Source organism: Streptomyces chilikensis (assembly GCF_001642695.1).
Classification (GTDB): Bacteria; Actinomycetota; Actinomycetes; order Streptomycetales; family Streptomycetaceae; genus Streptomyces; species Streptomyces chilikensis.
In genome coordinates this window covers 2,281,578-2,293,321 of the sequence record NZ_LWCC02000005.1, presented here as the reverse complement: position 1 = coordinate 2,293,321, position 11,744 = coordinate 2,281,578, and the positions used below count along the sequence as shown (strand labels likewise).

General features: G+C 74.8%; 9 protein-coding genes, 1 tRNA gene and 1 pseudogene. 5 read left to right on the top strand and 6 right to left on the bottom strand.

The window, feature by feature from the left end; translation table 11 throughout:
• Nucleotides 1-755 (bottom strand): hypothetical protein (locus A2U95_RS10350; RefSeq protein ID WP_166021853.1); only part of this gene is annotated, 755 nt, incomplete at its 3' end.
• Nucleotides 756-935: 180 nt separating this feature from the next.
• Here A2U95_RS10350 and A2U95_RS10345 point away from each other — a divergent pair.
• Entirely contained in the window at nt 936-1,388 is a 453-nt protein-coding gene (locus A2U95_RS10345; protein WP_166021852.1) for an ATP-binding protein, read from the top strand.
• A 79-nt stretch (nt 1,389-1,467) separates the two neighbouring features.
• Here the strand turns inward: A2U95_RS10345 and A2U95_RS10340 are convergent, their stop codons facing one another.
• Nucleotides 1,468-2,958, bottom strand: coding sequence for an aminopeptidase P family protein (locus tag A2U95_RS10340; RefSeq protein WP_166021851.1), 1,491 nt, complete (start codon nt 2,956-2,958; stop codon nt 1,468-1,470).
• Nucleotides 2,959-3,146: 188 nt separating this feature from the next.
• Nucleotides 3,147-4,511: a PP2C family protein-serine/threonine phosphatase gene (locus A2U95_RS10335; RefSeq protein WP_166021850.1), complete on the bottom strand. Its 1,365-nt coding sequence runs from the start codon at nt 4,509-4,511 to the stop codon at nt 3,147-3,149.
• Nucleotides 4,512-5,222: 711 nt separating this feature from the next.
• Between A2U95_RS10335 and A2U95_RS10330 the strand changes: the two genes are divergently transcribed.
• Nucleotides 5,223-5,966, top strand: a complete 744-nt coding sequence (locus A2U95_RS10330) for a bifunctional DNA primase/polymerase (RefSeq protein WP_166021849.1) — start codon at nt 5,223-5,225, stop codon at nt 5,964-5,966.
• A 224-nt stretch (nt 5,967-6,190) separates the two neighbouring features.
• On the opposite strand, the gene A2U95_RS10325 is transcribed toward A2U95_RS10330, so the two are convergent.
• From A2U95_RS10325 to A2U95_RS10315, 3 genes are all read right to left on the bottom strand, one after another.
• Nucleotides 6,191-7,174 carry a DUF5926 family protein gene (locus A2U95_RS10325; protein WP_166021848.1) on the bottom strand — a complete coding sequence of 328 codons (984 nt, stop codon included), beginning with the start codon at nt 7,172-7,174 and terminating at the stop codon, nt 6,191-6,193.
• Nucleotides 7,175-7,347: 173 nt separating this feature from the next.
• A complete protein-coding gene (locus tag A2U95_RS10320) occupies nt 7,348-7,995 on the bottom strand; it encodes an ATP-binding protein (RefSeq protein WP_166021847.1) in 648 nt (215 codons plus the stop codon).
• Nucleotides 7,996-8,091: 96 nt separating this feature from the next.
• Nucleotides 8,092-8,919, bottom strand: coding sequence for a glycerophosphodiester phosphodiesterase (locus tag A2U95_RS10315; protein WP_166021846.1), 828 nt, complete (start codon nt 8,917-8,919; stop codon nt 8,092-8,094).
• Nucleotides 8,920-9,142: 223 nt separating this feature from the next.
• On the opposite strand from A2U95_RS10315, the pseudogene A2U95_RS10310 reads away from it, so the two are divergent.
• The 3 genes and pseudogenes from A2U95_RS10310 to A2U95_RS10300 all read left to right on the top strand — a co-directional run bounded on the left by A2U95_RS10310 (nt 9,143) and on the right by A2U95_RS10300 (nt 11,453).
• Nucleotides 9,143-10,706 (top strand): annotated as a pseudogene (locus A2U95_RS10310) (S1C family serine protease).
• A gap of 61 nt (nt 10,707-10,767) precedes the next feature.
• Nucleotides 10,768-10,854 (top strand) — tRNA-Ser (locus A2U95_RS10305).
• Between the two features lie 104 nt (nt 10,855-10,958).
• On the top strand, nt 10,959-11,453 hold the full coding sequence (locus A2U95_RS10300) for a hypothetical protein (protein ID WP_166021844.1): 495 nt from the start codon (nt 10,959-10,961) through the stop codon (nt 11,451-11,453).
• Nucleotides 11,454-11,744: the final 291 nt, after the last annotated feature.

The following is an 11,744-nucleotide window of genomic DNA, read 5'->3' as shown; positions in this document are numbered from 1 at the left end:
AGGCCGGCGCACAGCGCCCGCGTCAGCGCCAGGGCGCGGCGCAGCGGTCGCAGCACCGCCGGCGCGTCGGCCGGGTCCTGCCCGGCGAGCCGCACCAGCCGGAGCAGCGCCAGGTCGCCCCGGCGCAGCAGCCAGCCTGCGGCCAGCCCCGCGAGGGCGTGGCCCAGCAGCATCGGCAGCGACGGCAGCACGGAGACCCAGGTGCCGGCGGAGGCCGCCTGCTCGTGGACGTGGACGCCGCCCCCGGCGCCGGGCGCGCCGCCGGCGGCGCGCCCGAAGTCCGCGAGGTCGACGCCGACGCCCGCGTCGATGAGTATCTGCCGGGCCTGCTGCGCGTTCAGCAGGTGCGCCCCGCAGACGAACTGCGAGGCCCGCGCCACCACGGCGGTGTCGGAGGCGCCCGGCCCGTCCGCCCCGGCGCCCGCGGGAACCGGGGCGACGGCGGCGGCCACGGCCTGCGGGCCCAGCGCGAAGAGGGTGTGCAGCACCAGCTGGCAGGCGACCAGCAGCCCGGCGATCCCGGGCAGCGACCGGCTCCGCCCGGCGAGCGGCAGGGCCGCCGCCAGGACGACGAGGAAGCCGGCGATCCACGTCCACCAGGGCGGCACGGCGGAATGCGCCGCCGCGGAGGCGGCCGAGGACGCGAGGACGTGACCTCCGCCGGCCAGCACGACGCAGACCGCGGCGAAGGCCGCGGCCCGCGGATACCGGAGGGAGTCCCCGGTGTGCGCCGTGCGCTGGTGGAGGGCAGTCATGGCCGCCCCATCATCCCACTCGTCCCTCCCCCGGCCCAGACCAGGTCCGTAATGCGCCGAGTGCCGCCGTACGGTCCGCCCCCGTACGGGCGTTCTCTCGTCAAACGGGCGCTTACGCCCACGCACCGGGGGCAATACGTAACGGTATGTCGATCCGAGCCGCGGCCTGGAGGCAGGAGCATGAGCATCTTGTGGTCACTCCAATTGCGGCGTGACGCTGCCAGCGTTCCCTTCGCCCGCCGTCTGCTGCTGGGTGCGATGGAGACCGCGGGGGTCGATCCGGACGTCTGCTACGACCTGTCGGTGGCGCTCAGCGAGGCGTGCGCGAACGCCGTGGAGCACGGCGGCGCGGGCGGCGGCCCGGCGGCCGCCTACCAGGTGACCGCCTACCTGGACGGCGAGCGCTGCCGCATCGAGGTGTCGGACTCGGGCCCGGGCTTCGCGGTCGACGCGCTCTGCCGGTGCGCCGCGGAGCCGGGCTCGGACGCGGAGAACGGGCGCGGACTGATGCTGATCCGGAAGCTGGCCGACCACGTGCGCGTCGACAACCTGCCGGGAGCGGGCGGCGCGGTCGTCAGCTTCGACAAGCTCCTCAAGTGGCGCGAGAACGCCCCGCTGACCGCCGCGGTCTGAACGGACGACGGGAGAGGGCCCCGGACCGCACCGGTCCGGGGCCCTCGTCGTCCGTCCGCGCGAGGGGGACGGGCGGGCTTCAGCCGTTCAGCCGCGCCATCCACGCCTCGACGTCCTCGGAACGGCGCGGGAGGGCGGCCGACAGGTTCCGGTTGCCGTCCTCGGTGACCAGGATGTCGTCCTCGATCCGCACGCCGATGCCGCGGTACTCCTCCGGCACGGTGAGGTCGTCGGCCTGGAAGTAGAGGCCCGGCTCGACCGTGAGGCACATCCCCGGCTCCAGGGTACCCGCGACGTAGGTCTCGGTGCGGGCGGCCGCGCAGTCGTGGACGTCCATGCCGAGCATGTGGCCGGTGCCGTGCAGCGTCCAGCGGCGCTGCAGGCCGAGCTCCAGCACGCGCTCCACCGGGCCCTCGACCAGACCCCACTCGACCAGCTTCTCGGCGAGCACCCGCTGGGCGGCGTCGTGGAAGTCGCGGTACTTGGCGCCCGGCCTCACCGCGGCGATGCCGGCCTCCTGGGCCTCGTACACCGCGTCGTAGATCTTCCGCTGGATCTCGCTGAAGCGGCCGTCGACCGGGAGGGTCCGGGTGACGTCGGCCGTGTAGTAGGTGTGCGTCTCCACACCGGCGTCGAGGAGCAGCAGGTCGCCGGAGCGGACCGGGCCGTCGTTGCGGACCCAGTGCAGGGTGCAGGCGTGCGGGCCGGAGGCGGCGATGGTCCCGTAGCCGACGTCGTTGCCCTCGACGCGGGCGCGCAGGAAGAAGGTGCCCTCGACGTAGCGCTCGGAGGTGGCCTTGGCCCGGTCGAGGACCTTCACCACGTCCTCGAAGCCGCGGACGGTGGAGTCGACGGCCTTCTGCAGCTCGCCGATCTCGAAGTCGTCCTTGACCAGGCGCATCTCGGAGAGGAAGACCCGCAGCTCCTCGTCGCGCTCGGCGGTGACCTTGTCGGTCAGCGCCGCCTCGATGCCGGCGTCGTGGCCGCGCACCACGCGGACCGGTCCGGTGGCCTCGCGCAGCCGGCCGGCCAGCTCGCGCACGTCGGAGCAGGGGACGCCGTACAGCAGCTCCGCCTCGGCGAGGGAGTGGCGGCGGCCGACCCACAGCTCGCCCTGGCCGGAGAGCCAGAACTCGCCGTTCTCGCGGTCCGAACGCGGCAGCAGGTAGAGGGTGGCCTCGTGGCCGTCCGTGGCCGGCTCCATGACCAGGACGCCGTCCTCGGTCTGGTTGCCGGTGAGGTAGGCGTACTCCACCGAGGAGCGGAAGGCGTACTCGGTGTCGTTGGAGCGCGTCTTGAGGTTGCCGGCCGGGACGACCAGGCGCTCGCCCGGGAAGCGGGCCGAGAGGGCGGCGCGGCGGCGGGCGGTCTCCCCGGCCTGGGCGATCGGCTCCAGGTCGCGCAGCTCGGTGTCGGCCCAGCCGGACTTCATGTTCTCGGCGAGCTCGTCGGACACGCCCGGGTACAGGCCGTTCTTGCGCTGCTTGATCGGCTCTTCGGCTTCGGTGTCCGGGGTCTCCGGCAGCTCTTCCGCCACGTCGTCCTCCTCAGGTACAGATGTGCTCACCATCGTACGTTTCACGGAGAACGCGGCCCCGGGCGCGGACGGTCCGGTGCGGGTGGCCCGGGACACGAGCCGGAGCCCCGGCCGTCCGGCCTCCGGCGCCGTCCGGCCGTCGGCGCCGTCGGGCCGCCGGAGGCATCCGGCCGCCCGCGCCGTCCGGTGCGCGGGTCCCGCGCACCGGACGGCGCGGGCGCTCAGTCGAAGCGGGCCGCCAGCAGCACCACGTCGTCGGGGCCGTCCGCCGCGTCCGGCCCGTCCGGCAGCACGGCGTCCAGCACGTGGCCGACGACCGTCTCCGGGTCCTCGCGCAGCCGCCGCGGGACGCCCGCGGCCGCGCGGTGGAGCCGGGCGAAGGCCCGGTCGACCGGATCGCCGGTGCGGCGCAGCAGCCCGTCGGTCCACAGCAGCACCGTCTCCCCGGGCTCCAGGCGGACCTCCGCGCCGGGAGCCTCCCAGCAGCCGAGCATGCCCAGCGGTGCGGAGAGCCCGGTCTCGACGAACTCGGCGCGCCGGTCGCCGATCACCAGCGGAGGGTTGTGGCCCGCCCCGGCCAGGGCGATCCGCCGCCCGGCGGGACGGCAGTGGGCGAACAGCGCGGTGGCCGGGCGGCCGGGCTCGGTGAGGCGCAGCAGCAGTTCCAGGTCGGAGAGGACGGCGACCGGGTCCTCGCCCTCCATCACCGCGTAGGCGCGCAGCGCGGCCCGCAGCCGGCCCATCGCGGCCACGGCGGCCGGCCCCGAGCCGCCGGCCGAGCCGACGGACAGCCCCAGCGCCGCGTCCGGCAGCGGCAGCGCGTCGTACCAGTCGCCGCCGCCGAGCCGGCCGGTGAGGTGCCGCACGGCGAGGCGGACGCCGGGCACCCGGGGCAGGCGGCGGGGGAGGAGGCCCTCGGTGAGCGCGGCCAGGCGGGCGCGGGCGCCCTCCACCTCCAGCAGACGGGCGAGGTGATCGGCGGCGAGGCCGAGGTAGCGGGTGACCTCCCGGCGGGCTTCCCGGCCGGGCGCGGCGGGAGCGTCGTACAGCCAGACCACGGCGCCGAGCCGGGTGCCGCCGAGCGGGTCCAGGGCGTGGGCGTAGGCGGCGGCGTAGCCCAGCCGGCCGGCCACCTCGCGGTGGCGCGGGGCCAGGCCGGGTTCGGCGGCCAGGTCCGGGCGGACCACCTCGGTGAGCGAGGGGTCCGCGGCCAGCGGGTTCTGCGGCCGGTCGGCGGGCGGCACGGTGTCGAGCTGGCCGAGTTCCTCGTGCGTCAGGCCCAGCCCGACGGGGGTGCGCGGTCCGGGGATCCCGGCGGGGTGGAGTACGGCCAGGCCGCGCCGGGCGCCCAGCAGGCGGGCGCCGGCGCGCAGGATCTCGCGCAGCGCGTCGGGGACCGTGCCCGCGCGGATCAGGCGTTCGGTGACCTCGTGCAGCGGGGCGGGGCCGGCCGGCGCGGCGGCGTGCCGGGGAGCCGGTGCGGCGGACGAGGTCTCCACCGCGGGCGGCACCGTGGGGGACGCGGGACAGGTCCCAGGCGCGGGTGAATCGATTCCGGCCACTTTCGGCAGTTGGGGGGCGCTCATGGCGTCCGGCTCTCGGTTCGGTGCGTAGCGTGCAAAAGCATCGCAAACCCCCATGTGGTTCCGCGCAGCCGACGGTCCCCCCACAAGTAACGGACTCGTCATGAGATGTCCAGCATTGTCCTGCTCAAGATGCCGGTGTCCTGCCAGGTGCCTGGTGATGCCCCTGGTGCGGCGGTTGCGCGGGTGACGGACGGGGTCCGGTAGTGGTCTGTCCGGAAAACGCCGTGGTCCCTCGGGGGTGCGGTCGTATGGGGATGCGCCCCGCGGCGCGTCACCCCGGAGTTGTGGGGTACCTACTGGTGAGAGAGCCGGAGGTGCGGAGCGGGCGGCGTGGAACCCGGCGACCCGTTCTTCGCGTGTTGACGGTTGACGGCAGAACCGGTGTCCGAAAGTGGCGTTGCCGTGGCGTTCGCCGCGGCGGAGCAACACCCGTACGTGCGCAACGGAAGCGACGAGGAACGGCGAAACCGAAATTCGCCACCCCGCGCCATGCCCATGCTGGTGATGGGCGCACCACGGCCGCGGGACAGCGGGCGCTCGGCGTGCGCTCCCGGCCCGTACCGGGCCGGTGAGGCGCCGCAGGTACGTACAGGTACGAACGCGCGGTAGTTACGTGTGCACGACAGTTTTGTATGCACAGTGCAGTGATCGACACATGGTGTGATGCAGTCCTCGGTGTTGCCAGCGTGCAACGGAAAGGAACGAGCGCCCATGCGCGAGATCCTCGGAAAGCGACGCAGGCTTCTGTCGCTCCTGTCCGGCCTGTTCCCCGGGAGCGGGCCGGTCGCGGCGGGCCGCCGGCCGGCCGGCGGTGACGGGACCGGTGCCGGACGTCCCTTCGTCACGGCCGCGACGGCTGAGGCGGCCGCCGGCTTCGCCCGCTGGGGCTGGCCGGTTCTCCCCGGCGCGGTCCCCGGTCCGCGGGGCCGCGGTGGGTGCTCCTGCCCCGACCCGGACTGCCCGTCCCCCGGGGCGCACCCGTTCGAGCCGGGACTGCTGGCGGCCACCCACGACGCGCGCATGGTGGGCTGGTGGTGGGGCGAGCGGCCGAGCGCCCCGGTGCTGCTGGCCACGGGGGAGGGCGCCGCGCCCTGCGCGGTGAGTCTTCCGGCGGTCGCGGCCGCCCGTGCGGTGGCGGAGCTGGAACGCGGGGGGACGCGACTCGGCCCCGTCGTCGCCTCGCCCACCCGGTGGGCGCTGCTGGTGCGGCCGTACTCGCTGGAGCGGCTGGGCGAACTCCTCTACGCCCAGGACATGGTGCCCGGCTCGCTGCGCTTCCACGGGCGGGGCGGCTACCTGGCGCTGCCGCCGTCCGTGACCGGACAGGGCCGGGTGCGCTGGGTGCGTGAGCCGGAGCCGGGCGACCTGGCGCCGTGGCTGCCGGACGTGGAGCGGGTGGTGGGCGCGGCGGTCACCGCGCTCACCCGGCCGGGTGTCGGCGCTCCCGACGCCTGAGCGCCCGGTGCTCCGGCGTCACGCGCCGTCCCGGCGGCGCTTCCGCAACGGGGCCGCGCAAAGCAGGACCCGGTTGCTGGCGACGGGGGATGCACCAGCAACCGGGCTACTCGAACGTTAACAAGAGTTCGTCCGTTGGCAAATTCGGTCGCGGTGCTTTCGGCCGCACCCGAAATGCCGTGGGGCGCACGGCCGGACGCCCCACGGCAGCGCCGGTCCGTCGGTCAGCTCAGGGTGACCTGACGGTTGGTCAGGCCGCCGCGCGCCCGGCGTTCGTCGGCGCTCAGCGGGGAGTCGTCGGCGAGCGCCTCGGCCAGCCGCTCGGCGAACTCGGCGGCGGGCTTCTCGACGTCCTCCGCGGTGACCCCGGTCGGCAGGTCCCACACGGGGACGACCAGGCCGTGGGCACGGAACGAGCCGACCAGGCGCGTCCCCTCGCCGAGGCCGGTGCGGCGCGCCGCGTGCAGCCGGGCCAGGGCGTCCAGCAGCCGCTCCTCCTCGTGCGGCATGACCCAGCGCAGGTGGTTCTTCTCCGGGGTCTCGCACCAGTAGGCCGCGTCCACGCCGTTCAGCTTGACGGTCGGCACGGCGGCCTCGTCGGCCCGCTCCAGCGAGGCCTTGACCTCGGCGGTGGCGGCGGACGCGTCCGGCACCCAGAACTCGAACCCGGCGTGCACCACCGGCTCGAACGGGGCGTCCAGGTCCAGCAGGTCCTGGAGGCGCGGGCCGCCGGCCGGGGCACGGCGGCCGGCGACCGGGTTGCCGGGCGCGGTCTCCAGCGCCTGCCCGAGGACGTCGGCCAGGTCGCGGCTGAGGTCGCCCGAGGCGGTGTCGTTCTGGAGGCCGATCAGCACCGAGCCGTCGTCACGGCGCAGCGCGGGCCAGGCCATCGGGAGCACGGTGGCCAGCGTGACCGACGGAACTCCCTCCGGCAGGCCGTCCTTGAGGGTCAGTCCGACGGTGGCGGCGGGCACCAGTTCCCGCAGTGCCACCCAGTCGCACTCGCCGGGCAGTCCCTCGAACGGGCGCTGCACCAGCTCGGTCACCGCCTGCGCGGCGGCCCGGCCGTGGCAGGCCTTGTACCGGCGGCCGCTGCCGCACGGGCAGGGCTCACGGGCGCCGACGACCGGGACGTTCCCGTCGTCGACCTGGGATCCGGCCGCGCGCTGCGGGCGCGCGCCCTTCGTCTGGGGACGCTTCTTGGCCATGGGGTGTCTCCCGGGTGCGGCTGGTCTGCTCGTGCTTCGGCCGCGAGCCTAGCCGTTCACCGCCCCGGCGCCGCCGTCGACGGCGCGTCAGCACCCGTACGTCACGCGGACCGGGTCCCGTGAGCCGTGCGCCACCGGTTGACGCGCGTAGCGGCCGGCCGTGGCACAGCGCCTCAGGGGAGGTCGCCGAAGGGGTCCGGGAACGCGAGGTCGAGGTCGGCGAACCCGGCGACCGCCGGCAGGCGCGGCGCGGCGACCCGGGCGGCGAAGTCCTCCCGGTGGTTGCCGGCGTCGGGGTCGTGCACGTCCCGGTGGACGACCACCCAGACCGTGACCTCGCCGCCCGCCCCGTCCCGCACGCCCCAGTCGTCGGCCAGCGAGGTGATGATGTTCAGCCCCCGGCCGCCGTGCGCGGTGACCGAGGGGGTGGCCGGCCGGGGGCGGGTCGGGCCGCCGCCGTCGGTCACCTCGACCGTCAGTCCGCCGCACGCGTCGATCCGCCAGGAGACCCGCACCTGGCCGTCCGCGGAACCGCTCAGCGGCCGCCCGTGCTTGCACGCGTTGCTCAGCAACTCCGACAGGATCAGCACCGAGTCGTCGACCACCGGCTCGGGGACCCCGCCGCGGCGCAGCGCGTCCCGCAGCCGGTGTCTGGCCCTGCCCACGCCGGCCGGGCCGTGCGGAACGGCCATGCTCGACGACGTGGGCACCTCCTGTGCCACCATCAACGCCACCCCCGAGACCTCCTTCGCCCCACGCCAGGGTGTGAATGCCCCCTTGATCTGCGGCGGAAACCGCCCGGTACGCCCACGGCGACGCATTCACCCCGGACGGCCACACGCCGGATGCGCCGGTGCACTCCCCGGAGGGGGTCCGCCGCGGGGCCGGCGGGGCGGTCCCGCGCCCGGTGGCGCGGGTCAGCGGCCGAGCTGCCGCAGCACCGCGTGCGGCCGGTTGGTGATCACGGCGTCCACCCCGAGTTCGGCGCAGAGCCGCACGTCGGAGGGGTCGTCGACGGTCCAGACGTGCACCCGGTGACCGGACCGCCGCAGCCGCTCGACGTACGACGGATGGGAGCGGAGGATCCGGATGGAGGGCCCGGCGATCCCCACTCCGGCGGGCAGCCGTCCGTCCCGCAGGCGCGGTGAGACGAACTGCATCAGGTAGACGGTCGGCAGGGTGGGCGAGGCGGCCTGGACCCGGTGCAGCGACCGGGCGGAGAAACTCATGATCCGCACCGGGGACTCCTCGGGGGAGGCCGGGGCGTCCAGGCCGAACCGCTTCAGCAGCCGCAGCAGCCGCTCCTCGACCTGACCGGCCCAGCGGGTGGGATGCTTGGTCTCGACGGCCAGCTCCACGCGCCGGCCCGCGTCGCTCACCAGTTCCAGCAGGCGCTCCAGGGTGAGCACCGAGGTGGCCTCCCGGTCCTCCGGCCGGTGCTCCCACTCCGGGGCCTCCGGGCGGCCGCGCCACTGGCCGGGGTCCTTCCAGGAGCCGAAGTCCAGGGCGGCGAGATCGGCCAGTTCCAGCGCGGAGACCGCGCCGCGTCCGTTGGAGGTGCGGTTGATCCGGCGGTCGTGGACGCAGACGAGATGGCCGTCGGCGGTGAGACGCACATCGCACTCGAGCGCGTCGGCGCCGTCCTCGATGGCCTTACGGTAGGCCGCCAGGGTGTGCTCGGGTGCCTCCTCGGACGCGCCGCGATGGGCGACGACCTGGATGCGCTGCTGCGATGCGTTCGTCACGGCGCCATGGTGACACCCCCGGCGGGCGGGCGGGAGCCCGTCGCAGGAGCGCGATCCGATACACGTATGGAATGATTGTTCCCTTTGTGTCGAATGTCCGTGATAAAGAATGCCGGGCCGAGTACGGGGACGGCTTATCGTGCTCTGACGCCCTGTGGGAAAAGCTGACGGATGGATGCCGCGCATCCCACCCGAACACCAGCCTGGATCGAGGAGAAGAGCTGTGAGCAGCGAGAACGAGGGCACTGCGGTTCCGCCGGTCCCGTCCGCCCCGCCGGCGTCGGAGGAGACTCCCGCTGCTCCTCCGGCAGCCGACCGGCCTGTGCCGCCCGTACCGGCGGCCCCGCCCGCGGCGAACGCCCCGACGGAGCAGTTGCCGCCGGTCCCCGCCGGGCAGCCGGCCGTGCCCGCGCCGGCGGCGCCCGCGTCCGCGCCGGCGGCGCCCGCCGGCGCCCGCCGCCCCGCCCGTGCCCGACGCGGCACAGGGAGCGCCGGCCGGGCAGCCGTACGCGGCCCCCCACCACGCCGACCAGCCCTACGCCGGTCAGCAGCACGCCGGGCAGCCGTACGCCGCGTCCGCGCAGCAGGCCCCCGGCGCCTGGCCCCCGCCGGCCGTCCCGGCCCACGGGTACGACGGCGGCTGGGGCGGCACCGCGCCCCTGCAGCAGCCCGTCCCGCAGCAGCCCGCCAAGAAGGGCCGCGGCGGCCTGATCGCCACCGTGCTGGTGGCCGCGCTGGTCGCCGGCGGCATCGGCGGCGGCATCGGCTTCGGCCTCGCCGGCTCCGACCCGAGCGGCTCGACCGTGGTCTCCGCGGCCGGCGGCAGCGTGCAGCGCGCCCCCGACTCGGTGGCCGGCGTGGCCGCCGCCGCACTGCCCAGCACGGTCACCATCGACGCCCAGAACTCCGGCGGCGAGGGCGGCACCGGCACCGGCTTCGTCTTCGACACCGAGGGCCACATCGTCACCAACAACCACGTCGTGGCCGAGGCCGTCGACAACGGCAAGGTGACCGCCACCTTCCCCGACGGCAAGAAGTACGACGCCGAGGTGGTCGGACACGCCCAGGGCTACGACGTCGCGGTCATCAAGCTGAAGAAGGCGCCGGCCGACCTGAAGCCGCTGGCGCTGGGCGACTCCGACAAGGTGGCGGTCGGTGACCCGACCATCGCCATCGGCGCCCCCTTCGGTCTGTCCAACACCGTCACCACCGGCATCATCAGCGCCAAGAACCGCCCGGTGGCCTCCAGCGACGGCGGCGCGGGCAGCAAGGCCTCCTACATGAGCGCCCTGCAGACCGACGCCTCCATCAACCCCGGCAACTCCGGCGGCCCGCTGCTCGACGCGGACGGCGCGGTGATCGGCATCAACTCCGCCATCCAGTCGGCCAGCGGCGGCTTCGGCACCGGCCAGGCGGGCTCCATCGGCCTCGGCTTCGCCATCCCGATCAACCAGGCCAAGTTCGTCGCCCAGGAGCTGATCAGGACCGGCAAGCCGGTCTACGCCAAGATCGGCGCCTCGGTCACCATGACCGAGGGCGAGGGCGGCGCGCGGATCGTCGGCGACAGCGACAGCGCGGTCGAGCCCGGCGGCCCGGCCGACAAGGCGGGCCTGGAGCCCGGCGACGTGATCACCCGCTTCGACGACAAGGCCATCGACAGCGGTCCGGCCCTGATCGGCGAGATCTGGACCCACAAGCCGGGCGACAAGGTCGAGCTGACCTTCGAGCGCGACGGCAGGGAACGGACCGTCGACGTCACCCTCGGTTCCCGCGTCGGCGACAACTGAGCTGACACGGCCCCGTGTACACCCGTTACTCTTGTCCCCGCGCCGGGCTCGCCCGGCGCGGGGAGGCGTGCCCGAGCGGCCGAAGGGAACGGTCTTGAAAACCGTCGTGGCAGCGATGTCACCGTGGGTTCAAATCCCACCGCCTCCGCCGAGGCAGTGAGCAGTGCGGCTCGGAAGGGGCGCCCCACGGGGCGCCCCTTCCGCGCGGCGGGTGTCCCGCCTTCCGCGCGCCTGCGGACCGAGGGGACGCCCATGCCGTCCGGACCGGCCCGGTTCCACGACCTCCGGTGGACGAAGTACGACTTCCTCGACGTGATTCTCGTGCGCTGTCCACGGTGTGACGGCGTCGCCCGCGTCATGCCGGTCTCCCAGGACGCCGAAAGGGGTCGCGCTTCGCTCTTCGCCGAGCGGCGCGTCATCTGCCGCCATTGCGCCTGTTCGCGCGAGACCGCCGGTAACGGGCTGTCCCTCCACCACGGAACGGGGCGAGCCGTCGACCCGTATGCCGGTCTCCCCCTGTGGCTGTGGAGCGAGACGCGCCATGGCCCGTTGTGGGCCTACAACCTCGATCATCTTCAGGTGATCGACCGGTTCGTGCGGGCGGCATTGCGGGAGCACGCCCCTTGGCACCTTGAGGTGCGGAGAATGACGGTGGCCGGCAGGTTGCCGACCTGGGTCAAACTGGCCAGGAACCGCACCGAGGTCCTGCGGACGATCGACCGCATGCGGAAATCCCTGGTGGAATGAGCCCGGGAGAAGCCGTGAGGGCTGTGCGCGGCACGGTCGTCGAGGAGCGAGCGGTTTCCTTTTCGCGCGACGGCCTCCACGAATGCGGAGTCACCCGCGACGGCCCTGTGACGGGTGAATGCCCAAGGGGGAAACCGGCGACGGGCGAAACGCTCCGGCCGGCGGAACCACCTGTCCCCTCGTCCCGGCGGAAGACGCCCGGCCGGGCGGGGCGGGGCGGCGCGGCGCCGCCCGTGACGCCCGTGCCGGGGATCCGCGTCCGGCGCGCCCGCGGACCGGGCGTGCCGGACG

Bases quoted from the DNA above. Each gene is read 5' to 3' on its own strand.
- A2U95_RS10345 (WP_166021852.1), top strand. From the start codon at position 936: ATGAGCATCTTGTGGTCACTCCAATTGCGGCGTGACGCTGCCAGCGTT.
- A2U95_RS10340 (WP_166021851.1), bottom strand. From the start codon at position 2,958: ATGGTGAGCACATCTGTACCTGAGGAGGACGACGTGGCGGAAGAGCTG.
- A2U95_RS10335 (WP_166021850.1), bottom strand. From the start codon at position 4,511: ATGAGCGCCCCCCAACTGCCGAAAGTGGCCGGAATCGATTCACCCGCG.
- A2U95_RS10330 (WP_166021849.1), top strand. From the start codon at position 5,223: ATGCGCGAGATCCTCGGAAAGCGACGCAGGCTTCTGTCGCTCCTGTCC.
- A2U95_RS10325 (WP_166021848.1), bottom strand. From the start codon at position 7,174: ATGGCCAAGAAGCGTCCCCAGACGAAGGGCGCGCGCCCGCAGCGCGCG.
- A2U95_RS10320 (WP_166021847.1), bottom strand. From the start codon at position 7,995: ATGCGTCGCCGTGGGCGTACCGGGCGGTTTCCGCCGCAGATCAAGGGG.
- A2U95_RS10300 (WP_166021844.1), top strand. From the start codon at position 10,959: ATGCCGTCCGGACCGGCCCGGTTCCACGACCTCCGGTGGACGAAGTAC.